This window comes from Rhizobium sp. R634 (genome assembly GCF_002211305.1).
Taxonomy (GTDB): domain Bacteria; phylum Pseudomonadota; class Alphaproteobacteria; order Rhizobiales; family Rhizobiaceae; genus Rhizobium.
This window is the reverse complement of sequence record NZ_LOKW01000029.1, coordinates 1-24,870: the sequence shown is the minus strand read 5'-3', so window position 1 is coordinate 24,870 and position 24,870 is coordinate 1. Positions and strand designations below refer to the sequence as shown.

General features: G+C 59.7%; 15 protein-coding genes. All 15 read left to right on the top strand.

All coding sequences use genetic code 11. The features are described from left to right. Positions 1–59 precede the first annotated feature (59 nt). Positions 60–2,282: an iron ABC transporter permease gene (locus ATY77_RS31030; protein ID WP_088690255.1), complete on the top strand. Its 2,223-nt coding sequence runs from the start codon at positions 60–62 to the stop codon at positions 2,280–2,282. Beyond that, the gene (locus ATY77_RS31025; protein ID WP_088690254.1) at positions 2,279–3,340 is read left to right on the top strand and encodes an ABC transporter ATP-binding protein; all 1,062 of its coding nucleotides are present in this window, start codon (positions 2,279–2,281) and stop codon (positions 3,338–3,340) included. The genes ATY77_RS31030 and ATY77_RS31025 overlap by 4 nt, the downstream gene beginning before the upstream one ends. Before the next feature lie 30 nt (positions 3,341–3,370). Then, positions 3,371–4,192: an inositol monophosphatase family protein gene (locus ATY77_RS31020; RefSeq protein ID WP_088690253.1), complete on the top strand. Its 822-nt coding sequence runs from the start codon at positions 3,371–3,373 to the stop codon at positions 4,190–4,192. Between the two features lie 325 nt (positions 4,193–4,517). Continuing rightward, on the top strand, positions 4,518–5,840 hold the full coding sequence (ugpB, locus tag ATY77_RS31015) for a sn-glycerol-3-phosphate ABC transporter substrate-binding protein UgpB (protein WP_088690252.1): 1,323 nt from the start codon (positions 4,518–4,520) through the stop codon (positions 5,838–5,840). A gap of 66 nt (positions 5,841–5,906) precedes the next feature. Continuing rightward, on the top strand, positions 5,907–6,791 hold the full coding sequence (gene ugpA / locus ATY77_RS31010; protein WP_064836614.1) for a sn-glycerol-3-phosphate ABC transporter permease UgpA: 885 nt from the start codon (positions 5,907–5,909) through the stop codon (positions 6,789–6,791). A gap of 12 nt (positions 6,792–6,803) precedes the next feature. Next, positions 6,804–7,652: a sn-glycerol-3-phosphate ABC transporter permease UgpE gene (gene ugpE / locus ATY77_RS31005; RefSeq protein WP_088690251.1), complete on the top strand. Its 849-nt coding sequence runs from the start codon at positions 6,804–6,806 to the stop codon at positions 7,650–7,652. Between the two features lies 1 nt (position 7,653). Continuing rightward, positions 7,654–8,700: a sn-glycerol-3-phosphate import ATP-binding protein UgpC gene (locus ATY77_RS31000; protein WP_088690250.1), complete on the top strand. Its 1,047-nt coding sequence runs from the start codon at positions 7,654–7,656 to the stop codon at positions 8,698–8,700. A gap of 61 nt (positions 8,701–8,761) precedes the next feature. Further along, positions 8,762–9,511, top strand: a complete 750-nt coding sequence (locus ATY77_RS30995; RefSeq protein ID WP_088690249.1) for a glycerophosphoryl diester phosphodiesterase — start codon at positions 8,762–8,764, stop codon at positions 9,509–9,511. Between the two features lie 9 nt (positions 9,512–9,520). Then, entirely contained in the window at positions 9,521–10,306 is a 786-nt protein-coding gene (locus tag ATY77_RS30990; RefSeq protein WP_088690248.1) for a DeoR/GlpR family DNA-binding transcription regulator, read from the top strand. Continuing rightward, positions 10,303–11,118: an HAD-IIB family hydrolase gene (locus ATY77_RS30985; RefSeq protein ID WP_088690247.1), complete on the top strand. Its 816-nt coding sequence runs from the start codon at positions 10,303–10,305 to the stop codon at positions 11,116–11,118. The genes ATY77_RS30990 and ATY77_RS30985 overlap by 4 nt, the downstream gene beginning before the upstream one ends. 976 nt (positions 11,119–12,094) lie before the next feature. Next, entirely contained in the window at positions 12,095–14,266 is a 2,172-nt protein-coding gene (locus ATY77_RS30975; protein WP_190237719.1) for a type I secretion system permease/ATPase, read from the top strand. Then, positions 14,263–15,705 carry an HlyD family type I secretion periplasmic adaptor subunit gene (locus tag ATY77_RS30970; protein ID WP_088690246.1) on the top strand — a complete coding sequence of 481 codons (1,443 nt, stop codon included), beginning with the start codon at positions 14,263–14,265 and terminating at the stop codon, positions 15,703–15,705. Before ATY77_RS30975 ends, ATY77_RS30970 begins: the two co-directional genes overlap by 4 nt. 153 nt (positions 15,706–15,858) lie before the next feature. Further along, entirely contained in the window at positions 15,859–16,650 is a 792-nt protein-coding gene (locus ATY77_RS30965; protein ID WP_088690245.1) for a DUF4261 domain-containing protein, read from the top strand. A 26-nt stretch (positions 16,651–16,676) separates the two neighbouring features. Beyond that, positions 16,677–17,300: a DUF1629 domain-containing protein gene (locus tag ATY77_RS30960; RefSeq protein ID WP_245314414.1), complete on the top strand. Its 624-nt coding sequence runs from the start codon at positions 16,677–16,679 to the stop codon at positions 17,298–17,300. A gap of 762 nt (positions 17,301–18,062) precedes the next feature. After that, a partial coding sequence (locus tag ATY77_RS30955; RefSeq protein ID WP_245314413.1) for a DUF4214 domain-containing protein occupies positions 18,063–24,870 on the top strand: 6,808 nt, incomplete at its 3' end.

The following is a 24,870-nucleotide window of genomic DNA, read 5'->3' as shown; positions in this document are numbered from 1 at the left end:
ACCGGCGGCGCCTGTCTCCCAGGCGCCGCTCCCTAAACTCAAAGACAGCGAGGTCAGCCATGAAACATGGCAATCGCAGGCTGGACATGGTCCTGACCCTGGGCGCGGTCGCATTGACCCTATTGCCCTGGTATCGGATCGAGAACGGCTTTTTCGGATTCGGTTGGCTGGCCGGTTTTCCCTTTTCCCCGGAGGCCGCTCCTGGTCTCGTGCAGATATTCGCGCATGGCCGGCTGTGGCTTGCCGGTGCGTTCGTGCTTCTCCTCCTGGCGCTCGCCGCCCGCGGCATGGCGGACCCGATGCGCCGCAGCGCCGTGCTGGCCTGGACCGGCGCGATCGGTGTTCTCTTCCTCTCGCTTCAGGGCCTCGCCATCGGCTTTTCCGGCTGGACTTGGACGGTCAGCGACACTCTCTTCGGCCCGCTTTCGAATGGCCAGCCCTCCATGGGGGCGGGCGCGGTGCTCTCCGCCATCATCTTCGTGCTGCTCTTCGCCTTCGGTCTTGCCGAGCGCGGCGTCATGAAGGGAGATGCCTTCGTGGTCAGCGCGATTGCGTTGCTCGTCTTCCTTGTCGCGGTCTTCGTCTTCTACCCGATCGGCAGCATGTTCGTCGGTTCGGTGCAGGATTTCGACGGTTCGTTCAATGCGGCCAACTTCATCCGCAATATTCAGGATCCGAGCATCTGGAGCCTCAACTGCGTGATCGGCGCCGGTCGCTGCGGTGTCGCCTGGCGCACGCTGTGGCTCGCCATCATGACCGGCCTCGGCTCGACCCTGCTCGGCCTTGCCTTCGCGCTCGTCGCCACCCGCACGCGCTTTCCCTTCAAGAAGGGGCTGCGACTGCTGACGATCCTGCCGATCATTACGCCGCCCTTCGTCATCGGCCTGGCGCTTACATTGCTCTTCGGCCGTGCCGGCGTCGTCACTCAAGGCCTGTCAAGCCTGTTCGGCATCGAGCCCGGCCGCTGGCTTTACGGCCTCACCGGCATCTGGATCGCGCAGGTTCTATCCTTCACGCCGATCTCCTTCCTCGTGCTGATCGGCGTCGTCGAGGGCGTCAGCCCGTCGATGGAGGAGGCGTCCACGACGCTGCGCGCCGGCCGCTGGCGCACGTTCTGGCGGGTGTCGCTGCCGCTGATGAAGCCCGGTCTGGCCAACGCCTTCCTCATCGGCTTCATCGAAAGCATGGCCGATTTCGGCAATCCGCTGGTGCTCGGCGGCAGCCATGGCGTGCTCTCGACGGAAATCTTCTTCGCCGTCGTCGGTTCGCAGAACGACCCCTCGCGCGCCGCCGTGCTCGCCATGGTTCTGCTCGCCTTCACGCTTTCGGCCTTCCTCGCCCAGCGCGTCTGGCTGTCGGGCAAGAACTTTGCCACCGTCACCGGCAAGGGCGATAGCGGATCGCATATCGCCCTGCCGCGCGGGCTGGCGATCGGCGTCCACGCGCTGGTCATCCCGTGGATCGTCTTCACGCTCGTTATCTACGGCATGATCCTGATCGGCGGCTTCGTGAAGACCTGGGGGCTGGATAATTCGCTGACGCTCGACCACTACGCCAAGGCCTTTTCGATCAGCTTCGAAAACGGGATTGCCTGGACGGGCGTCGCCTGGAACTCGTTCTGGACAACGATGGAGATCGCACTGATCTCCGCCCCCCTGACCGCCGCCGTCGGTCTGCTCACCGCCTACATCATCGTGCGCCAGAAATTTGCCGGCAAGAATGCCTTCGAATTCGCCCTGATGATGAGCTTTGCCATTCCCGGCACGGTCATCGGCGTCAGCTATATCATGGCCTTCAACCTGCCGCCGCTCGAAATGACCGGCTCGGCGCTGATCCTGATCGCCTGCTTCGTTTTCCGCAACATGCCGGTCGGCGTGCGCGGCGGCATTGCGGCGATGAGCCAGCTCGACAAGAGCCTGGACGAGGCCTCGCTGACGCTCCGGGCCAACAGCTTCCGCACGATCCGCAAGGTCATTCTGCCGCTCTTGCGCCCCGCCATCACCGCCGCGCTCGTCTATTCCTTCGTGCGCGCCATCACTTCCATCAGCGCCGTCATCTTCCTCGTCAGCGCCGAATACAACATGGCGACCTCCTACATCGTCGGCCTCGTCGAGAATGGCGAATACGGCGTGGCGATCGCCTATTCCTCCATGCTGATCGTCGTGATGCTCATCGTCATCGCCGGCCTCCAGCTCATCGTCGGCGAGCGGCGCCTTCGCCGTGAAAACCGCGTCGCCGGCCTCGCCACCTCCGCTTCCTCTCGTCAGGAGAAAATCGCATGATCAACCAGAAAGCCGGTTCCGTCGTCTTCCAAAATGTGCGCAAGACCTTTGGCGCCTTCACGGCCATCCCGGACCTCTCGCTCACCATCGAGCCCGGCACGCTCGTCACCCTGCTCGGCCCCTCCGGCTGCGGCAAGACGACGACGCTGCGCATGCTCGCCGGCCTCGAACATCCCTCGGCTGGAAAGATCCTCATTGGCGGCAAGGACGTCACCATGCTGCCGGCCAATGAGCGCGATGTTTCGATGGTCTTCCAGTCCTATGCGCTGTTTCCGCATATGAATGCGCGCGACAATGTCGCCTATGGCCTGGAATCCTCCGGCCTCAGCCGCAAGGAGGCGCGCGAGAAAGCGGAAGAGGGGCTGGCGCTCGTCGGCCTTGCCGGCATGGGCCATCGCCTTCCCGCCGAACTCTCCGGCGGTCAGCAGCAGCGCGTCGCCGTCGCCCGCGCGCTGGTGCTGGAGCCGCAGGTGCTGCTGCTCGACGAGCCGCTCTCCAACCTCGATGCGCGCCTGCGCCGCAAGGTGCGTACGGATATCCGTGCGCTGCAGCAACGGCTCGGCTTCACGGCCGTTTATGTCACGCACGATCAGGATGAGGCTCTGGCCGTGTCCGACCGCATCATCGTCATGAAGGATGGCGAGATCGCCCAATCCGGCACGCCGCGCGAGCTTTACGAAGCGCCGGCATCGTCCTTCATCGCCGACTTCATGGGAGAAGCCAATGTCATCCCTTGCGAGGTGATCGGCATCGAAGGTACGGAGGCGCTCATCCGCGTGGCGGGGGTGAACCACCGCCTGCCGGGGCGGGGCGCAAAACCCGGCATGGCGAAACTGGCCGTCAGGCCCGGTTCGATCGCGATCGCGGCACCCGGCCAGCAGGGTCTGGCGGGGCGGGTTCTCCACAGCGCCTATCTCGGAGGGCATGTCGAATATGAGATCGAAACCGATGTCGGGACGCTCTTCATCATCGACCATGCCGTCGAAAGAAACCTTCCGCCGTCGAGCGATGTCACACTCGGCTTCGAAAACCGCGGCATTGCCCTGATCGCTGCCTGAACTATTGGAATGCAAATAAAGGATAGAAATATGACTGTGCGTGACACGGATCTCGAGCGGCGCTTCAGTTTGGCAAAATCCCTTGCCGAGGAAGCCGGCGCGCTTGCGCTCGATTATTTCAACAAGCGCGAGAGCCTCGTGATCGAGACGAAGCGCGACCTCCAGGATGTCGTGTCGATTGCGGACCGCAACGTCGAGACCTTCTTGCGCGAGCGGGTTGCCGCGGCAATTCCCGAGGACGGCTTCCTCGGAGAGGAGTTCGGCCATCAGGAGGGAAGTTCGGGCTTTACCTGGATCGTCGATCCGATCGACGGAACCTCGCCCTTCGTCAACGGCATGCCGACCTGGTGCGTTTCGATCGCTGTCGTGCATGGCGGCATCCCCGTGATCGGCGTGATCAAGGTGCCCTGCGCCGATGAGCTATATGCTGCCGCTCAGGGCCGCGGCGCAAGCCTCAACGGGACGATGCTCGGGCTCGATCCGTCCCGCACGATACAGAACGCGATGACGGGCATCGGCTGCAATAGCTATGTGTCACCAGAGCGTGTCGGCTCCATCATAACGGCACTGCTTGCCGGCGGCGGCAACTTCATTCGCAACGGTTCGGGCGCGCTGATGCTCGCCTATGTGGCTGCGGGCCGCCTAGTCGGCTATTACGAGCCGCATATGCGGGCCTGGGACTGCATGGCGGGCTTCTGCCTGGTCAAGGAGGCCGGAGGCGAGTATCTGCCCTTTTCGACAGAGGGGGAAGATCTGCTGAAGGGGCAGCCTGTCCTGGCGAGTAACGCTTCGGCCTATTCGGAACTGTTGGAGATCCATTATCGAAATGGCGGCGACGGGTCCCGATCGTAGAGAGGGTAGGGCGGCAGGGTGAACCTGCCGCTTCGCCCGGACAGGCTTCCACTGTGCAATTTCTGCGTCAGACAGATAAGCGCATTTCCGCGCTCGACTGACACAAGACTTTCATTTGAACATTGTATCGAAGCACTTGAGCGGCTGATGGCGAAATCCGAATATGCCGATCCTGCTGTGACGCCGAGCAGCCGCTCCGGGCGCAGTACACGAGCGTTCCATATGTTCATTTGAACATTCCGTTGTTGCAAAGTGAAACTCGGCTGCTACCATTGCCGCGCGTCTGGAGCGGGAGGCTGCGGACCGAGAGAAAGTGGGAGTGACCATGAATAAGATCGCTTTTTTCCTGTCCGCAGGATTGACCAGCCTGTCCTTGTCCGTTCCGGCGATGGCCGCCACGAAGATCCAGTGGTGGCATGCAATGGGGGGCGAGAACGGCGCGAAGCTCGAGCAAATCGCCAAGGGCTTCAACGCGTCTCAGTCCGATTATGAAATCGTGCCGGTTTTCAAAGGCACTTACGATGAGACGCTGACGGGCGCCATCGCTGCGTTCCGCGCCAACCAGCAGCCCGCCATCGTGCAGGTCTACGAAGTCGGTACCGGCACCATGATGGCGGCCCAGGGCGCCATTTATCCGGTGTACCAGCTGATGAAGGACGAAGGCGAGCCTTGGGACCAGAACAATTTCATTGCGCCGGTCGTGGGTTATTATTCCGACACCAGCGGCAATGTCTTGTCCCTGCCGTTCAACTCCTCCACGCCGATCCTGTATTACAACAAGGACGTGTTCAAGAAGGCCGGGCTTGATCCGGAGACGCCGCCGAAAACCTGGGCGGATGTGGAAGCCTTTTCGCGCACGATCATGAAGTCGGGCGCCGCAAAATGCGGGTTTACAAGCGCCTGGATTTCATGGATTCAGACCGAAAATCTCAATGCCCTGCACGACAAGCCTTACTCAACCAAGGCGAACGGTTTCGGCGGGCTGGATGCGGAATTCACCTTCAACAACGATCTGACGGTCCGCCATTGGGGGAACCTGAAGAAGTGGCAGGATGAAGGGCTCTTCAAATTCGGCGGACCTGTCGGCGGCGATAACGCCCCTCCGATGTTCTATTCGCAGGAATGCGCGATGTATATGAACTCGTCGGCCGGCCGGGCTGGCGTCATCAACAACGCCAAGAATTTCAAGGTCGGCTTTGCGCCGCTTCCCTATTATGACGACGTCATCGCGCAGCCGCTCAATTCGATCATCGGCGGCGCCACGCTATGGACGCTGAAGGGCCGCCCGGAAGAAGAATATAAGGGTGTGGCAAAGTTCTTCACCTATCTTCAGAAGCCGGAAGTTCAGGCCGACTGGCATCAATTCTCGGGCTATCTGCCGATCACCGAGGCTGCCTACAAGCTGAGCCAGGAGCAGGGATATTATGACAAGAATCCCGGCGCGGATGTCGGCATCAAGCAGCTGACGCGGGTCACGCCGACCGAAAATTCCAAGGGTATCCGGTTCGGCAATTACGTGCAGGTCCGCGGCATCATCGACGATGAATTCGCGGCGCTGCTGGGCGGCAAGAAGACCGCGAAGGAAGCGATCGATTCCGTTGTCGCGCGCGGCAACGAGCAGCTTCGCGATTTCGAATCCGCCAACTAAGGGCTCGATTGCAGGGCAGGGGCCGGCCGCGCCGGCCCCTGCCGCTCCATCAGTCAGTGAGGGCCCATGCAAACCAAACGGACCGTCTTTCCCAATAAGGTCTTGCCTTATCTGCTTATTGCTCCCCAGATCCTGATCACCGTCGTCTTCTTTCTCTGGCCAGCCGCAACCGCCTTCTGGCAATCATTCCTTCGCCAGGATGCCTTCGGTTTCAAAACGAACTTCGTGTGGTTCCAAAATTATCGCCGGCTGTTTGCCGATCCGCTCTATATGGACGCCTTTGGCCATACGCTGGTCTTTGCCGTTCTGGTGACGGTCTTGTCCACCGCGATCGCCCTCATTCTGGCCGCCGCGGCCATGCGCGTGCTGCGCACGTCCCGCCTCTATTCGACCTTGCTGATCTGGCCTTACGCCGTCGCGCCTGCGATCGCCGGCATACTCTGGTGGTTCATGTTCAACCCCTCGATCGGCATCGTCGCCTATATGCTGCGCAGCCTGGGGGTCAGCTGGAACCATCTTGTCAATCCGAATGATGCGATGGTCCTGATCGTCATCGCCGCCACCTGGAAACAGATTTCCTATAACTTTCTGTTCTTCCTGGCCGCGCTGCAATCCGTGCCGCGCTCGCTTCAGGAAGCCGGCGCCATCGATGGCGCCGGGCCGGTAAAGCGTTTCTGGACGATCGTCTTCCCGCTGATCTCGCCGACCACCTTCTATCTGGTCGTCATCAACATCGTTTACGCGATGTTCGATACCTTCGGCATCGTTCATGCGACGACGCAGGGCGGACCGGCGCGGGCCACGGAAATTCTCGTCTACAAGGTTTACTTCGACGGCTTCATCGGCCTCAACCTGGGCTCCTCGGCGGCACAATCGGTCATACTGATGATCATCGTGATTGCTCTGACCGCGATCCAGTTCCGCTTCATCGAACGCCGCGTGCAATATTGAGGAGCGTCAACGGTGGTTGAAAATCGTCCTTTCCTGAATGTCCTGGCTCATCTCGTCCTGATCTTCGGCGTCGCGATCGTGGTCTTCCCGGTCTATATCGCCTTCATCGCCTCTAGCCACGGTCCGAACGACTTTCTGTCCGGCATCGTGCCGCTGGTGCCGGGACCGCACCTCATCGAGAACTATTCGACCATGCTGTCGTCGGGAATGACAAGTTCCGGCGCACCTCCGATCGGGCCGATGATGATCAACTCGTTGATCATGGCCGTCGGTGTCGCGGTCGGCAAGATCGCCATTTCCATCCTCTCCGCCTTCGCCATCGTCTATTTTCGCTTTCCTTTTCGCACGCTCGCCTTCTGGATGATTTTCATCACCCTGATGCTGCCGGTCGAGGTGCGCATCGTGCCGACGTACAAGGTGGTCGCCGACCTTGGAATGTTGAACAATTACGGCGGGCTGATCATTCCGTTGATCGCATCGGCCACCGCGACCTTCCTGTTTCGTCAGTTTTTTCTCACCGTCCCTGACGAACTGATGGAGGCCGCGCGCGTCGATGGCGCGGGACCGCTGAAATTCTTCCGCGATATCCTGCTGCCGCTCTCGGTCACCAATATCGCCGCGCTGTTCATCATCCTGTTCGTGCTGGGTTGGAACCAGTATCTGTGGCCTCTGATCGTCACGACCGACCAGAGCCTCTACACCGTCGTAATGGGTATCCAGCGCATGGCGGCGGTCGCCGATGCCGAGCCGAGATGGAATCTCGTCATGGCAGCGGTCATCCTCGCCGCCTTGCCGCCCGTCCTCGTCATCGTCGCCATGCAACGCCTTTTCGTTAAAGGCCTGGTCGAAACGGAGAAATGAAATGGCCACGATCAATATAGTCGACGTCAAGAAAAGCTATGGTTCGATTCCCGCTGTCAAAGGCATCAATCTGGCCGTTGCAGACGGCGAGTTCATCGTGCTCGTCGGCCCCTCCGGCTGCGGCAAATCAACCTTGCTTCGCATGATTGCCGGATTGGAGTCGATCACCGAGGGCCAGGTCGAGATTGCCGGCCGCAACGTCAACAAGGCGGAGCCGGCAGAGCGCGACATTGCCATGGTCTTCCAGAACTATGCGCTTTATCCGCATATGACGGTGCGCGGAAATCTGGAATATGGTTTGAAGAACCGCGGTACGGCTCGCGCCGAGATCGACCGCCGCGTCAAGGAGGCGGCGGACATCCTCGAAATCGGGCCGATGCTCAATCGAAAGCCTCGCGAACTGTCGGGAGGACAGCGCCAGCGCGTCGCGATGGGGCGTGCCATCGTGCGCGAACCGGCCGCGTTTCTTTTCGATGAGCCGCTGTCCAATCTCGATGCCAAGCTGCGCGTGCAGATGCGGGTGGAAATACGCAGGCTGCAGCGCCGGCTGAAGACCACCAGCATCTACGTGACCCATGATCAGCTCGAAGCCATGACGCTTGCCGACAGGCTCGTCGTGATGAATGGCGGGCTGGTCGAGCAGGTGGGAACGCCGGTCGAGGTCTATGACCGCCCGGCAAGCCTGTTCGTTGCCGGCTTCATCGGCTCTCCGCCGATGAATCTGGTGCCGATCGGGGTGTTCGATGCGGCCGAGGCCGGGCGAAGCCTCGCTTTGCCCGAAGGAACGGATATCGTCGGACTTCGGCCGGATGCGCTGCTCGTCGAAAAGCCTGCCGAGCCTTCCATCCGCCTGAATGCGATCGTCGAATTGCTCGAACCGATCGGCGGAGAAAGCCACCTGCATGTCAGATTGGGCGAGGGCCAGCAGACGATCGTACTGACCGTTCAGGGGCGGCCGGACTTCGCCGAGGCCGCCAGGATCGATGTCTTTGCCCGCATCGATCAGATGCACCCCTTCAACAGCAAGACGGGAAGGCGCACGGACTGAGGTGCGGCCATAGCCCCTCCGAATGTCCCAAGCCTCAAGAAGCGACGAAAGAGACGAGACAATGACAAGAGCAGAGCAACGATCCGGGCCTTCCCGCAGCGAGGTTCAGGCGCATCGGGGCGCATCGGCCGTCGCTCCGGAAAACACGATCGCCGCTTTTCGGGCGGCGGCCGAGCAGGGGGCCGAATGGATCGAGCTCGACGTCGCACTTTTAGGCGACGGCACGGCGGTCGTCATCCATGACGTGTCGGTCGATCGTTGCTCCTCTTCGAAGGGCAACCTCCGGGACCTCAGCGCAGCCGATCTCGACAAGATCGACGCGGGCGCCTGGTTCGATCCCCGCTTCAAGGGCGAACCCCTGCCCACCCTTGCCGCGGTCGTGTCCGCTTTGGGAGAACTGGGGCTCAATGCCAATGTCGAGATCAAGCAGCACCCGCATCACAAATCGCTCGATCAGCTGGTGAAAACGGTTGATGAGCATCTTCGGGCACGCGCGCCGCAGACTGAGATCATGATATCGAGCTTCGATGCTGCGGCACTCAAGCGCATGCACGAAATCAATCCAAGCTATGAGCTGGCCATGCTATGGAGCAAAGTGCCGGATGACTGGAGAGAGGTGCTCCGATCGATTCCGGCAACGACGGTCCATCTTGGCTACAAGTCTCTCAGCATCGGTTTTCTTGAAGAGGCTGTGCGTCACGGCATCAAGGTTCGGGCCTGGACCTCCAACGATCCCAGGGAGCTCGCATCTTTTTGGCATGCCGGCTTGACCGGTGTGATAACAGACGACCCAAGTGTCTATCTCTCGTAAGGAATGGCAATGGGGAGCCGGGTCATATCGAGCCGACAACGCGAAATACTGGCGCTAATCGAAACGGAAGGCGTCCAGTATATCGACGAACTTGCGCGCCGGTACGACCTGACGACCCAGACGATCCGGCGCGATATCAATGCGCTGTGCGATCTCGGTCATGCCCGCCGTTTTCACGGCGGCGTCGATGTGCCGGTCGAGGGCAGCAACATCTCGCTCAACGCCCGCGCCCAGCTCAACCGCCGTGCCAAGCGGCAGATCGCCAAGCGGGTCGCTGCCGATATCGGCCCGGATGCGACGGTATTACTTGGGATCGGCAGCACGGTTCAGTTCGTTGCCGAGGCTTTGCGCGATCACCAGGGGCTGCGGGTCATCACCAACAATATCCACGTCGCCCTGACGCTATGCGAATCTCCGAGCGTCGAAGTCCATCTCACCGGCGGGTTGCTGCGTCACGACGACCGTGACGTCGTGGGCACTGACGTGATCAAGTTCGTCGAGAAATTTTATGCGACCTATGCGGTCGTCGGGGCCGGCGCACTCAGCCCGCTGAACGGCCTGATGGACTTCAGCTATGCCGAAGCGCAGATCACCAATGCGCTGCTCGAGAATGCGCAGACGCGCGTTCTGGCCGCCGACGTCAGCAAATGGACGCGCCATGCGAGCGTACGCGTTGCGCCCTTCAACAAGATCACCCGCTTTTACACCGATCGGCTGCCGGCCGATGCACCCGTCGCCGGCGTGCTCGCCGAAAGCAGCATGCAGGTGGTGACCTGCGGCGAGGAGACGATATGACCTTCGTAGATCTGGCGCCATCCGCGATTGAGTTGCAGCATGTGCGTTATCTCTTCACCGATATCGACGATACGCTGACGACTGAAGGGAAGCTTCTGCCGCAGACCTATAACGCCCTTTGGGATCTCAGCCGCGCCGGCATTGCCGTCGTTCCGGTCACGGGCGGTTCCGCCGGGTGGTGCGAACACATCGTCCGGGCCTGGCCGGTTGCCGCGGTCATCGGCGAAAGCGGCGCTTATTCCGTTACGCGCCGCAGCGGCGAGGTTGTTTTCGACTATTGGGAGAACGGCGCTCTGCAGGGTGAGCGTCAACGCCGGCATCTCCAGGCGATCGAGAATCTGATTTCAAAAAAAGGCGGCACATTCAAGCTTGCCCATGACCAGGTGTTCCGCCTGGCCGACGTGGCGATCGACATTCACGGGCAGGATGCGCACGCCGTCGAGGAACTGGCCTCCGATATCAGGGCAATGGGCGGAACCGTCGCCATCAGTTCCATCCACATCAACACCTGGATCGGCGACTACGACAAACGCGCCATGAGCGAGCGCCTCCTGACCGCCATGTTCGGGGTCGATCCCACAGAACTGCCTTCCGTCACCGCGTTCGTCGGCGATTCTCGCAATGATGCGCCGATGTTTGGTTTCATCCCGAACTCTTTCGGCGTCGGCAACATCGTTCCTATACTTCCGCATCTGCAGCATGCGCCGAAATGGATCTCCGCCCAGCCCGCAGGGCTTGGCTTCGCCGACATTGCCAGGACGATCCTGAACGCCAGGGCCACAGATGGGCTTGCCGCAAATTTTCCTGGTTAGCGGCATGTGAACGTCGGAGCGTGCCGATAATTCGGAATGCCCGGCCAAAAGGTCAAGATTCCGGCGAAGCCTTGTGTATGAGAAGGTGCCGCACGGGTTCCCGATCTACGAATTCTGTCTCTACATGTTTCAGCACATGCCGCTGGCCCGCAAACGGCACCATCTTCAGCGCAGTTTCGAAGGAAACCATCGAAATTCGCTGTGCTCGTCATTGATGACCACAGCCGCATCGACATTCACGAAGCCGACGAAGACCGGCAGCATGGCGATGATGTCCCGTTTCCTCGCGGACTTCGCGTAACGCGGCTTCCCACGCTTTTCTCCCCGTCCTCGATGCCGCCGACGATCTGACACAATGGAGAAACTAACCCAAGCGCATCATGCCGTTTTTGAGGGTAGAGGTCAGGCCCATCTTGTCGCACTTGGAAATAGAATGCACCCGGCTACACCCAGTTTGCGGCGTAACGTATCGACGGGAACTATCCCGGCAGGCGAGCAGAACAGCCCCTCAGTTAAAGTCGTAAAGAACGCCCAACAGCCGGATGCCTGCCTACCTCCAGGCGTCATGAAGACTATCAGCCAGCCAGGGTTTCGTTTCTCTGACACGGCCAGAGCCTCCGGCTTTCGCCTCGACTGCTTACTTGGCTTGACCCTCATGGTTCAGCATCGGATAGGCGGCCTGTACTGCATGCTGATCAATGATATTTTTAGTAACCTGTGTATAGATAGCGTTAATCCAATCGAAAAGGGCGCAGTTGTGATTTTATATACTGTATTGTTTTGGGGTATTGTATATTTTTATGCGCCAACGTTTGGATATCGGCGTTTAAAGAGTAAACGGCGCGAGATGCGACAAAATTGCACATGGCGTTTCTTGTGAGGCGCCAATACCAAAAGCGAGTGCGGGGGCGCATAAACAACACCTATCGGGGAGACCATTCTCTCTCCGTAGCTTGGCTAAGGAAATGACCCCCGCATGGGCAGCTTTGATGCTGGTATCGCCAATGCTCCGGCACAGCCGCTTGATAGCGGCCTGCGTGCGCTGTGCGGGATCGCGGCCTATTACAGGATTGCAGCCGACCCCACCCACCTCCACCATGAATTATCACTCGGCACCGGGGTGGCGGGCGAGCGTGAGATTCTACGCGCGGCAGCGGCAATTGGGCTCAAGGCGCGAACGACCATTAATCTGACAGAGGCGCGGCTGAAAACCCTGCCAGTGCCCGCTATCGTTCGCCTTTCCGAAGGAACCTTTGCCGTTCTGGGAGGCCCGATGGCGTCGGGCCTCTACCGGCTGGTCGATCCGATAACGCGCATCGATCGTGAAGTCACCGCCAGCGATCTTCTTCGGGAATGCGGCGCTTCGGCGATCCTTGTCGCCCGAAAGCTTGGCGGTGCGGGAGCAGATCCCAGGATATTCGGACTGAAGTGGTTTCTACCCTCGATCTGGCGCTACCGCAAACCGCTGGCACACGTGCTTGTTGCCTCGCTCTTCGTCCAGATCTTCGCGTTGGTGACGCCATTATTCTTTCAGGTCGTGGTCGATAAGGTTCTGACGCACAAAGGTTATTCGACGCTCTTCGTGCTTGTTGCAGGCATTGCGATCATTGGGCTTTTCGATGTCGTTCTGCAGTATCTTCGGACCTATGCGCTGTCCCACACCACCAACCGGATCGATGTTGAGCTCGGCCAGCGTCTTTTCCGCCACCTGCTGCGATTGCCGCTCGGCTATTTCGAAACCCGATCGGCCGGCCAGACGGTCGCCCGGGTGCGTGAACTGGAGACGATCCGGAACTTTTTGACTGGACAGGGCCTCTTTGCAGCGATCGACCTGGTCTTCGCGATCGTCTTCCTTTGCATTCTTTGGCTCTATTCGTGGAGCCTTACGCTCATCGTCCTGGGTTCCATCCCGCTCTACGCGATGGTGGGTTTGCTGGTGCGCCCGCCGCTACGCGACATGGTCAAGGAAAAGTTCAACCGCGGCGCCGTTAGCCAGCAACTGCTCGTCGAGACGATCATCGGCATACAGACCGTCAAGTCTTCAGCGGTCGAGCCGGTGATGCAGGCGCAATGGGAAGAGAAGCTTGCGGCCTATGTTAAGACCGCCTTCGGGACGACATTGCTTGGCGCCGGTGGCCAGAACGTCATCCAGTATATCAGCAAGTTTTCGACGGCGCTGCTGCTGCTCTTCGGCGCTCGCGCGGTGATCAACGGCGAATTGTCCGTGGGCTCGCTGGTCGCCTTCAACATGATCGCCGGCCAGGCGACTGCGCCGGTTCTCAGGCTGTCTCAGCTCTGGCAGGATTTCCAGCAGGTACAGATTTCCATAGACAGGCTCGGCGATATCCTCAATACGCCGGTGGAGCAGGCCCCGGCCACGCGCCTCACTCTTCCCCCGCCGAAGGGATTGATCGAGTTTCGCAATGTGACGTTTCGCTATCGGGCAGGTAGCCAGGACATTCTTAAGCGGATCAACCTGCAGATCAGGCCGGGCGAGGTTGTTGGCATCGTCGGGGCATCGGGCTCGGGAAAGTCGACGCTCACGAAACTCATCCAGCGTCTCTATCTGGCAAACGAGGGGCAGGTCCTGCTCGACGGGATGGATGTTTCGCAGGCGGACCCCGCCTGGCTCCGTGGCCATATCGGAGTGGTCCTGCAGGAGAACCTTCTTTTCAACAGGACGATCCACGAAAACATCGCGCTTGCCAATCCGGCGCTGCCGCGGGCGCAGGTCATGGCGGTGGCGAGACTTTCGGGGGCCGACGAATTCATCTCAAGGCTGCCCCGGGGATATGACACTCTGATCGAGGAACGAGGCGCCAATCTCTCGGGCGGCCAGCGCCAGCGCATTGCGATTGCCCGGGCGCTCGCCACCAATCCGCCGCTCCTGATCTTCGACGAAGCGACCAGTGCGCTCGATTACGAAAGCGAGCGGGTCGTGCAGGAGAACATGCGCCACATCGTTCAGGGGCGTACCGCAATCATCATTGCCCATCGCCTTGCTGCGGTCAGAAACTGTCATCGGATCATCGGCATGGCGGACGGGCACATTGTCGAGATGGGTACGCACGAAGAGCTGCTCCGCAAATCGGATGGTCTTTTTGCCAGGCTCTGGGCTTTGCAGAACGATGCGAGGGTTCACGCATGAGCGCTGCAAACCGGATTGCCCTTGCCTTGCCAAGCCGGTCGCGAACCCGATCCGATCACGAATTTCTGGCGCCCGCACTCGAGGTCCTCGAAACGCCGCCATCACCGGTCGGCATCGCCCTCATCGTGATCATCTGCCTGCTGGCAACGATCGCGCTAGGGTGGGCTTATATCGGCAGGATCGACATTATCGCTTCCGCCCAAGGCAAGATCCAGCCGATCGGCCGGGTGAAAACCGTCCAACCGCTCTATGGCGGGAAGGTGGTTTTGCTCCCGCCCGCCAATGGAACCGAAGTGCGCCGCGGCGACGTTCTGTTCCAGCTAGATCCCACTGAAGCCGCAGCGGACGAACGGGATGCCGCGACGGCACTCGCATCCGTGCAGGCTGAGATCGTTCGCAGGCAGGCTGCGCTGGATGCGCTGGCTGATCCGGCCACCGGCAGTGCGCATATCGCCTGGGCTCCAGATGTTCCGGACAGCCTTCGCAAGCGGGAGGCTGCCATCCTCATTGGCGATCTCGGCCAGCTCGACGGTTCTCTGAGATCGCTTCAAAGTCAGATTCGCCAGCGGGAAGTCGAGCGGGATCATCTTGAAGAGACGATCGGAGAGCAGGCATCGCTTGTCGAGACGCTGCAACAGCGCGTCTCGATGCGTAACACGCTCGTGGAACAGAATGCTGGGCCGGCCGCAGGTGTGATCGATGCCACGGAAACGTTGAAGACGCAGCGCACGCAGCTGTCGGTTCAGAAGGGGCAATTGGCCGATGCGATTGCGGGGATCGATGTCCTGAATTCCGAGATCGAAAAGACGCGGCGTGCCTTCATCAGCGAACAGACTGAGAAGCTCGGGGATGCGGAACGTCAAGCCGAGGATCTCGAACAACGGCTGGCCAAGACGAGGTCCGAGCTCGGGCAGATGACCATACGCAGTCCGATCGACGGCATTGTACAGGCGTCGAGCATCTCGACGGAGGGCCAGGTGGTCACCGCCGGGGAAGAAGTGCTGCGAGTGGTTCCTGCAGGCCGTGCGTTGGAGCTGGAGGTCTATGTCCCGAACCGGGACATCGGATTCCTTCATGTCGGCCAGCCCGCAATCGTCAAGTTGGATGCGTTCCCGTTCACGCAATATGGCACTGTTTCCGCCACAATAAGCAAGGTTGCAACGGATGCTATCCCAGAGCCGGATGCCGCCCGGCGTGAAGATGATCCCGCTGCAGCTCCGCAAGCCTCAATGTTTGCCGGCGCCGAGCGGACGCAAAACCTGGTGTTTGCTGTCACCTTGACACTCGAAAAGGATGCGGTGACGGCTGACGGAACGGACGTGCCGCTCTCGCCGGGAATGTCTGCGACAGCAGAGGTTCGGACCGGATCACGGCGGATTCTTAGCTACGTGTTTTCGCCTCTCTTAGAGGTGGCGAGTGAAGCGATGAGGGAGCGGTGAGTGAGCAAGTCTTTCGAAGTGTCACTGGGAAAATCGAATGACCGTCCACTGAAGATGAATGCATTGGTTTTGAGTGCCGGGCCTATGAGGTAGGCTGCTGCGCGGACTACAAGCGGCGTTCAGGCGTCGTGGAAACTTAAGGGGTTAGAAAACATGCCTATCGGTAATCAGGAGGAGAACAAAGGTGCAGCCATGGCGGCCCTCGTTTTTCTCTCGGAGAGCAAGCTATCAGATAGTGGAAACCTCCTGCATCTGCTTCGGAATGCTTTTCCGTCAACCAATATCGGCACGGACGCAACGGCGAGCGCGAGGGAAACGCCGATCGTTTTCGTCGCAGACGGGTTGCTGTGTACAGTGATGCATATTGAGGCTCCCGCACCCATACGGGAAGCCGATCCCGAAATTCGGAACGCGCGCTTCTGGCCGACCGCATGGTCTGAGATTAGCCGCCACCGATCACATGTGGTTGTGACCGTGGTCGGCGGCGATGCAATCCCTCGCGCCATGGTACTGCAGCGCATCCTTGCTGCAGTTTTTGAAGCTGAACGCTCCGCCATAGGATCGGCATACCCCTCGTCTGGGGCACTTCTACCACGCAAGGTAGCCCAAGCGCTTCTCAAGCAAACCAGCCAAGTTGCGGTTCCACTTTTTGTTTCGTGTTTTTTTGCGAAGGAGGCAGACAATGCTTTCCCTATGCCGAGCATTCTCGCATCGACCAAAGGACTGGCCGATTTCGGGGTGAGGGAGGTCGAAGCGCGAGGTTACCCCGGCTCGGTCAGTGAACTTCACGGGTTCATTTTCGATTTCGCGGGCTATCTCATTCAAGCACGCCCAGATCTAAGGGACGGACACACCGTAGGCGTTTCAAAGACACAAAAGGTCCCGGTGAGTATCGAGCGGTCACTCTTCTATCAAACAAATGTTTATTGCCTACGATTTCAGTAACGGCAGTCTTTGTCGAGGGTCAGATCGTGAAATCTAAAGCTATTACCTATTATGAAGTCGGAACTGCTCGTAGTGATCGAGGAACCGGCTGGGAGTTAGTGAATCGCGAGCGGTTACAAGCCGACGGAGGCGGTATTTCGCCTGTGACGGCTTGGCCGGACGGCAGACATGTCTTGCCGCACGGACCGTGGCGACTTCCGGAATATCTCGAACCGCCTCACTTCGTCTTTGATCGAAGTCTCGCCCGTGGTCCGCGCGACTTCGACATGAGAGATGGATTCTTTCTTATCTCGAGCAAAATGAAAACCGTGCTCGAAGAGCTGGCGCCAGGAGATTGCGACTTTAGACCTTGCGTTACCAAGTTCCGCAATGGCGACGAGGCCCCTGAATTGTGGATAGGCACTATCACTAAAGCCTTTCCCGAAGCGGTGGATCTGGAGCAATCGAATGTCACTGTATCGCGTTTCGGTCAATATCTCTTTCCGTCTCTCCAACCGCCAAAAATTACCTTCAAGCCTGAAATAGTAAGGCAGTCGCATGTATTTAGGCTGGTAGAATCTTGGCTGATGATCTTCTGTGACGAGCAATTCAGGGCTCGATGTAAAGCCGATGATATAACTGGAATATCCTTTTCAAAAATTACGCGCTGATCCCAAATACTTCGGTAGGACTTTCAAATGGTCTCGACTTTCACCGGCCCAACGGCAGTGCATCACGTCATTACACAAAACACGTTCAAGCTTTTCGGAGATTTGTATGAGAAGCTAGAAATGGGTGTCAACGACGAAGAAAACTTGCTGAAGCTCCCAACAACCCAATGGGAAGCCATCGAAGAGAATGTCTCTCCTCATACAGGTGGACATTTAGCATCCTACACCAAACCTCTCGAGGCACTCAGTAAGAAGACCGAAATCTTCGTAAAAGGTCTCGGTGAAGATTTGGAATCCTATTTACCTGACCTACGCTCCGCTTTCACCGGGCTGCAGAAAGAAATGAAGGACGCCTTGTATTCCGGCGATCTATTCACAAATGCTCGGTATTCAATTGGTGATTCTCTGGAAGAAGCCAGAAGCATTGCAAATTCCATAAATGAAGCTTTTTGGGATAACTCGTACTCCTACCAAAAAATAGGCAACATTATTGCAGGTATTGATAACGCTGCAGGCATTGGACTGGACGCGATAGCCGACAATTCAATTGCGGAAGGGACGCTCGGTGTTATTGGCGTAATTGGGAGTCTGCCGGCAGCTGTTACGCTAGACGTTCTGCTTGGTCCCGACGACGCAAACGCCGGCGAGGACGACAGGCTTGCCGAGTTAAACAGCCCATCGCCAGCGGACGTGTCGCTCTTTGATACGACCCCTTTTGCAACAACGTATCTTGGCGGAGTGCCGCTTTCATCAGCGAACCTCGTGAATCCGTCCGCGAGCTACTTTACCGATCCCGGGAATTTCGGGTTCACTAGCACCTCAAGCGCTCCGAAATCCTGGGACTATTTCTATCAGGACGACTGGGGCAGCGGCGGCTCGTACAGCGGCAGTTCAAGTTCCTCCGGCTCCAATTCATTCTCGAGCGGCGAGGGAACGCATGACTACGACAACCAGAGTGACGAAGCAGACGGGCCGTCGCAATCCTCATCTTCATCGAGCGGTGGTGGCACTCACTCGACCGGTTCGTCAGACGATTATCAAGGCGGCGTTTACACCGGAACATACACCTACAACAGTCCAGACCCCGACGTTGGGCCGCGAACTTATGACGAGGGCGGAAACTTTCCGGAAGTCGACGATGGCCTCGGCGAAGATGATTATGACCAGGGTCCGGACGACGAACCGATCGTCCTCGACCTGGACGGCAACGGCATCAAGCTGACACAGCAGACCTCGTCGATCACCTATTTGGACATGGCCGGCGACGGCAAGCAGCACCTGACGGCCTGGGCAGCGGCCGGTGACGGCGTGCTTGCGATCGACGCGAACGGCGACGGCAAGGTCGACCAAAAAAGCGAGATCGATTTTACCGCTTGGGACACGACCGCCACTACCGACATGCAGGCGCTGCGCGATGTCTTCGATACCAACCATAACGGAAAGCTCGATGCCGGCGACAGCCGTTTTGCCGATTTCAAGGTTGTGGTGACAGAGGCCGATGGAACGCAGCAGCTCAAAAGCCTTGCTGATCTCGGCATCACGTCGATCGATCTGATTTCGAACAATCAGGCGACGGAGCAGCCCGATGGCTCAAAGATCAGCGGCACGGCGGCGTTTCAGCGGGCGAACGGCTCTACCGGAACGGCCGCGGACGTCTCGCTCGCCTTTGACAAGACCGGCGTCATCACGTCAATCTCGACCTCCCATCTCGCAGACGGGTCGACGGTCATCGACACGAAGGTCAGCGGCACTGATGGAAGCCTTCAGTCCGAGCGCATCCTGGTGACTTCGGCGGACGGGTTGAACCGCACCCTGACGATAGACGCCGATGGCGACGGCGTCATCGATCAGCGACAGACTGACGTGACGGCGATTGGAAGCGACGGCAGCCGTTCCGAAACGCTTTCCGATTTCGGCAATGGCGGGACGATCCTGACCGACAGCACGACGACGGTCACCAGCGTTGATGGAAAGCTTGTTACGATATCAAGGGATCAGACTGGCGGCGGCCACACGACGCAGCGGGAGACGGATTCGACCGCCGCGGACGGCACTCTCACTGTGACGGTCACTGACCTCAACGCCGACGGTTCCGAAAGGGATCAGACGACAACCATCACCAGCGGCGATGGCCTTTCGACGACCAAGAGCTCGGATTCGACCGGGCGCGGTATCGTTGACGCGACCACGGCCGACATGATTTCCGTCGTGGGGGATGGCACGCGGACCGAACATGTCAGCGACTACGCAGGCACGAGTTCTGTTAGCAGCAGCCGCATCGACGAGACGGTAACGGTGACGAGCGGCGATGGCCGAAGCAAGACCATCAGCTCCGACTTCGACGGCGATAGTCTGACCGATCAGCGCGCTTCCAATGTGATCGTCGTCAATGCCGACGGCACATCGACGGCTACACAGGTCAATCGCGGCGCGGATGGGTCACTGCTCAGCGAGACAGTGACGGCGTTGAGCGCCGATTCCCTGGTGCGCTCCACGAGTACCGATGCCGATGGCGACGGCACTTTCGAAGAGAAAAGCCAGGACAGCACGGTGATTGCGGCCGATGGCAGCCGTGTCGAGACCGTTACGGATACCAACGCTGGTCTATCGCTGCGCGATCGCACGGTCACCGCCTGGAGCGCTGACGGCCGTACCAGGACCATCGAGACCGACACGAATGGCGATGGCGGCTACGATTCCGTCGAAACCATCACGGTCGCCGGTGACGGGACTATCACGGATACGCTTTCGGACTTCAATCCGGCAGGAACGATCCTGTCGAACCGGACGGTCACGGTGACGTCGGCCGACGGGTTGTCGAAGAATGTGCGCACAGACGAGGACGGCGATGGCGATTTCGACAAGCAGGCTGATACGGCAATCGTCATCGGTGCCGACAACTCGTCAACCACAACGCTGATCAACTGGAACGGCGCGCACAGCGTCCAGACTGGCAAGGCCGTAACAACGGTCAGCGCTGATGGAAAAAGCACGACGGTCGATCGATATCTCGGATCCTCCACCGCAAAGGATATCTCGGAACAGGACACGACGGTCCTCAACGCCGACGGGTCACAGACCCGTACCGTTATCGACACCGCGGGGTCGTCATCGACGCAGCTCAGCAAGACTGTGACGGTAACAAGTGCCGATCATCTGAACATCACGACCAGCACCTATCTCGACCAGTTCTCCAGTCCGGAACAGGTCACGGCCCAGGTCACTGCCGCCGACGGCAGCGAAACGACGGCGACATCGACCTACAGCGCCGATGGCAAACATCTTCTTCAGTCTTCGGTGACGACGACAAGCGCCGATCGCCTGACCTCGCTTGTCACGACCGACATCGACGGTGACGGCGATGCCGATCAGCACACGATCGATGTTACGCAGCTCAATACCGACGGAAGCCGCGTAGAGACGGTTTCGGACTATGCCGGGACCGGCACTGCGACTGCCAATCGCGCCGACAGCCAGGTCACGACAACGAGCGCGAACGGCCGGCGTACCGCCATCCAGCTGGACCTCGACGGGGACGGGATCTTCGATCGCGTCGCAGATGACTTTACGACCTTTTCAGCCGACGGATCGCAAGCCGAAACCATTTCCGACTATGCGGGGGATGGTACCACCCTCATTGATCGAACAACCATTACGACAAGCCATAGCGGCTATGACAAAGTCACGGCTGTCGATGCCGACGGCGACGGCCAGATCGATACGACGACCACTGACATAATAACGCTCAATTCCGATGGATCGACAACCGAGACCATCACCATTGCCACCGGTGCGACACTCAGAAGCCGGCTCGTCACCACAGAGCAGGCGGACGGCAAGACGAAGACGATCAAAACCGATGCGAACGGTGACGGAGGATTCGACACGGTCGAGTCCGTCACCGTTTCTGCCGACGGAAGCACCGTCGACAGCGTCTCGACCTTCAGTCCTGATGGGACCGTTCTCGAAAAGCGCGTCGTCACGACGACGTCTGCCGACGGCCTGATCAAGACCGTAGCAACGGACGCCGATGGCGATGGCGATTTTGACAGCCGGTCGGTGACCTCGAGCGCGACCAATGCCGACGGATCTACAACCGTCACGGCCACCCAGACGAACGGCGACGGGAGCGTGCAGACAGGCAAGACGGTCAAGACGATCAGCGCCGATGGCCAGACGCTGACGACCGACACCTATATCGGCAGCGATTCTTCCGTCGACAAGACCGTTCAGGAGGTCGGTACGCGCAATGCGGACGGCAGTATTCTCGATGTTGAGGACGGGGTTGCCGGCGTCAATCGCCTCAAATACGTCCACACGCTGACGACAGCGAGCGCCGATGGGAGAAGCAGTACCAGCGATCTGTCGAACGGCATTCCGCCGACCAATGCCCAGACGACGGTCAGCTCGGTCAACGCCGACGGCTCCAAGGTAACGATCGTCGAAACCTACGGCATCAATAACCCGGTCGCCTTCAATGAAATCAAGACGACCACGATCAGTGCCAATGGATTGAGGAAGACCGTCAAGAACGATTTCACCAATTCCGACAACAGCGATTCCTACAGCGAGACGATGTTCGACGGGACGGTCCTGAACGCGGACGGCTCGCGCACGGAAACGCTGCGGGACACGAACACGACGGGCCAGGTGATCGATCAGGTCATCAAAACCACCTCCGCCAACGGCGATCTCGTCACCCAGCAATGGAGCGGCAATCACGTCTGGGCCACAACCGCGCTTACCGCCCACAATAGCGACGGCAGCACGACGACGACGAGCAGCGCCGGCACCGCGATATCAGGTTCTGGTGTCACCGGATTGGTCGACCAGCAAGTGCAGACGGTTTCAGCAGATGGCTTGATTACGAACACCGTGACCACCCTTCTAACGAAAACGGCAAAGACCGACACCTCGATCCGGAAAGTCGACGGCAGCAAGACGGAGACTGTCCAACTTTTCAATACGGTCACCGGCCATCTGCTGCGTTCGGAGACGACCGCAGACAGCGCTGACGGCCTGTCGCATACGGAGAGCCGCGACAGCGATGGCGACGGCGTTGCCGATCACAGCGAAACGACTGTGACGGCCGGCAATGGCGTCAGGACGACGACGCTCTCCAATTTCAATGCCGACGGCACTCTTAAGGATCGCTCGACGACGTCGGTCAGCGCGAGCGGTCTGGAGACGGATTACAGTTTCGATTCGGACGGGGACGGCGTGGTCGATCGCCGGCGAACGGATGTGACCGTTCTCAACCCGGACGGCAGCCGTACCGAGACCATTACCGACCTCGCCCCCGATGGTATTGCCGTCCTCGACAGGGTGACCAGCACCACGAGCGCCGATGGGCTGAGCAAGACACAGCTCTCTCAGCTCGACTCAGCCGGACGTGTCTCGGAATCACAGATCGACACCACGACCGTCGACGCCAACGGGGAGCTGGTCGAGACCAATACGACCTATTACAGCGACGGGACCAAACGAAGCGGCTTTGTCCGCATCACGAGCGCCGATGGCCTCGAGATCGTCACCGACTTCGATCACGATGGTGATGGCGTTATCGACGAGAGCCAGCTCTTCAATACCGATGCGGCAGGAAACACTTATCAGTCGCTCGACTATCCGACAGGCAAGTCCTGGCGCACGGGCGCGGCGGACAGTTCAGCCGACGGTTTCGTCATCAACGTCGATGACGATGGGCGCAGCACTGATGTAACGATCCTGTCGCCGGACACGCCGTCCGATCCAACGAGCGCGCCGACCGATCTCGGCGATGAATTCATATCGGTCGCCGCCGAGGCGAACGGCTCGTATAGCTGGGAAGCGGTTTCGACAACCGGTTCGGTCACCGCCTATGTCCGGCACGGGATCGATCCCGATGGCATCGATACCATCACCTGGTCGAATGTGCGTGGTCTCAGCGGATCGGCGCAGATCGAAATGACCGAGGAAAACCTCGATTTGGCCCAGATGGAGCGGATCTACGATGTCGTCTTCGACCGCGACATGCAGAACTCCGAGCGCGAGCAGCTCGGGACCTACCTGACCCAGGGTGCCCTCAACGCGACGCAACTTGCGACCGACCTCATCGGAAGCGCAGCCTTCACGTCGAACTACGGGACCTTGTCGAATGTCGGCTTTGTTGAAGTGCTCTATCAAAATGCCTATGGACGGAACGCATCCGTCAGCGAAATGCAGACATGGCTCGGCAAGCTGAGTTCCGGCAGCCTTACGCGAGCGGGGCTGGTCCTCGCCATTTCCGAAAGCGCCGAACACCAGGTCGTCGGCGATGACCACATTACGACCAATGTGACCTCTGGCAAATACCTGCATTCGACCGACAAGGCCGCGGCGACCGAAACCGTCGATCGTCTTTATCGCGTCCTGCTTGGCCGCGATCCATCGACAAGCGAAGCGGCGTCGAAGGCGACCGCCATCACCGGCGGTACCGAGACCCAGTTCCAGGTGGCCAACGACATTCTCTCCTCCTCCGCCTTCACAACCCTCTATGGCGGCCTTTCGACAGCGGATCTCGTCAACCAGTTCTTTGTCAATGCTCTTGGCAGGACGCCGACCACGTCGGAAGCATCATTCTGGACCTCCGCTCTTGGATCCGGCACAACCAAGGCTGACTTCGCGGTCGCTCTCGCGGTCAATCAGTCCTATCTGTCATCGACGACGGGGAATGGCATCGACGTTGTCGGCACAGCCGGCAACGATAGTTTGACGGGCGGGACCGGCGACGACACGATAGACGGCGCTGCTGGAAACGACCTGATCCTGGCGTTTGCCGGCAATGATACGATTGTCGGGGGAGCGGGTGCCGATACGATGGTCGGCGGCACGGGCGACGACACCTATGTCATCGACAATGCTGGCGATGTGGTGACGGAGAATGCCGGCGAGGGCACCGACACGGTGAAGACGGCGCTGGCCGCCTACACGCTTGGCGCCAATGTCGAGAACCTCGTCTCTACCGGGACGGCGGCCTTTGCCGGCACCGGCAACGAACTGGCCAACGCGATCACCGGCGGGGCAGGCGCCGATACGATCGACGGTGGAGCGGGTGCGGACACGCTGACAGGCGGGGCTGGCAACGACATCTATGTCGTCGACAACGCAGGCGACGTGGTGGTGGAAGCAGCCGGCGCCGGCACCGACACGATCAAGACGGTGCTGAACAGCTATTCGTTGGCGTCGCTCGCCAATGTCGAGAACCTGACCTTCACCGGCACGGGCGACTTCACCGGGTCGGGCAATGCCGCGGTCAACGTCATCACCGGCGGCGCCGGCAACGACATCCTCGACGGCGGCGCAGGCGCCGACACGCTGGTCGGCGGAGCGGGCAATGACATCTATATCGTCGACAATACAGGCGACGTGGTGACGGAAGCCGCAAGTGCCGGCACCGACACGATCGAGACGGCACTTGCCAGCTACTCGCTGGCAGCACTCGCCAATGTCGAGAACCTGACCTATACGGGCACGGTTGCCTTCACCGGCACCGGCAATGCCTCGGCCAACGCCATATCAGGCGGATCCGGCAACGACACGCTCGACGGTGGCG

Bases quoted from the DNA above. Each gene is read 5' to 3' on its own strand.
- ATY77_RS30970 (WP_088690246.1), top strand. From the start codon at position 14,263: ATGAGCGCTGCAAACCGGATTGCCCTTGCCTTGCCAAGCCGGTCGCGA.
- ugpB (WP_088690252.1), top strand. From the start codon at position 4,518: ATGAATAAGATCGCTTTTTTCCTGTCCGCAGGATTGACCAGCCTGTCC.
- ATY77_RS31030 (WP_088690255.1), top strand. From the start codon at position 60: ATGAAACATGGCAATCGCAGGCTGGACATGGTCCTGACCCTGGGCGCG.
- ATY77_RS30995 (WP_088690249.1), top strand. From the start codon at position 8,762: ATGACAAGAGCAGAGCAACGATCCGGGCCTTCCCGCAGCGAGGTTCAG.
- ATY77_RS31000 (WP_088690250.1), top strand. From the start codon at position 7,654: ATGGCCACGATCAATATAGTCGACGTCAAGAAAAGCTATGGTTCGATT.
- ATY77_RS30985 (WP_088690247.1), top strand. From the start codon at position 10,303: ATGACCTTCGTAGATCTGGCGCCATCCGCGATTGAGTTGCAGCATGTG.
- ugpA (WP_064836614.1), top strand. From the start codon at position 5,907: ATGCAAACCAAACGGACCGTCTTTCCCAATAAGGTCTTGCCTTATCTG.
- ATY77_RS30965 (WP_088690245.1), top strand. From the start codon at position 15,859: ATGCCTATCGGTAATCAGGAGGAGAACAAAGGTGCAGCCATGGCGGCC.
- ATY77_RS31025 (WP_088690254.1), top strand. From the start codon at position 2,279: ATGATCAACCAGAAAGCCGGTTCCGTCGTCTTCCAAAATGTGCGCAAG.
- ATY77_RS30975 (WP_190237719.1), top strand. From the start codon at position 12,095: ATGGGCAGCTTTGATGCTGGTATCGCCAATGCTCCGGCACAGCCGCTT.
- ATY77_RS31020 (WP_088690253.1), top strand. From the start codon at position 3,371: ATGACTGTGCGTGACACGGATCTCGAGCGGCGCTTCAGTTTGGCAAAA.
- ATY77_RS30990 (WP_088690248.1), top strand. From the start codon at position 9,521: ATGGGGAGCCGGGTCATATCGAGCCGACAACGCGAAATACTGGCGCTA.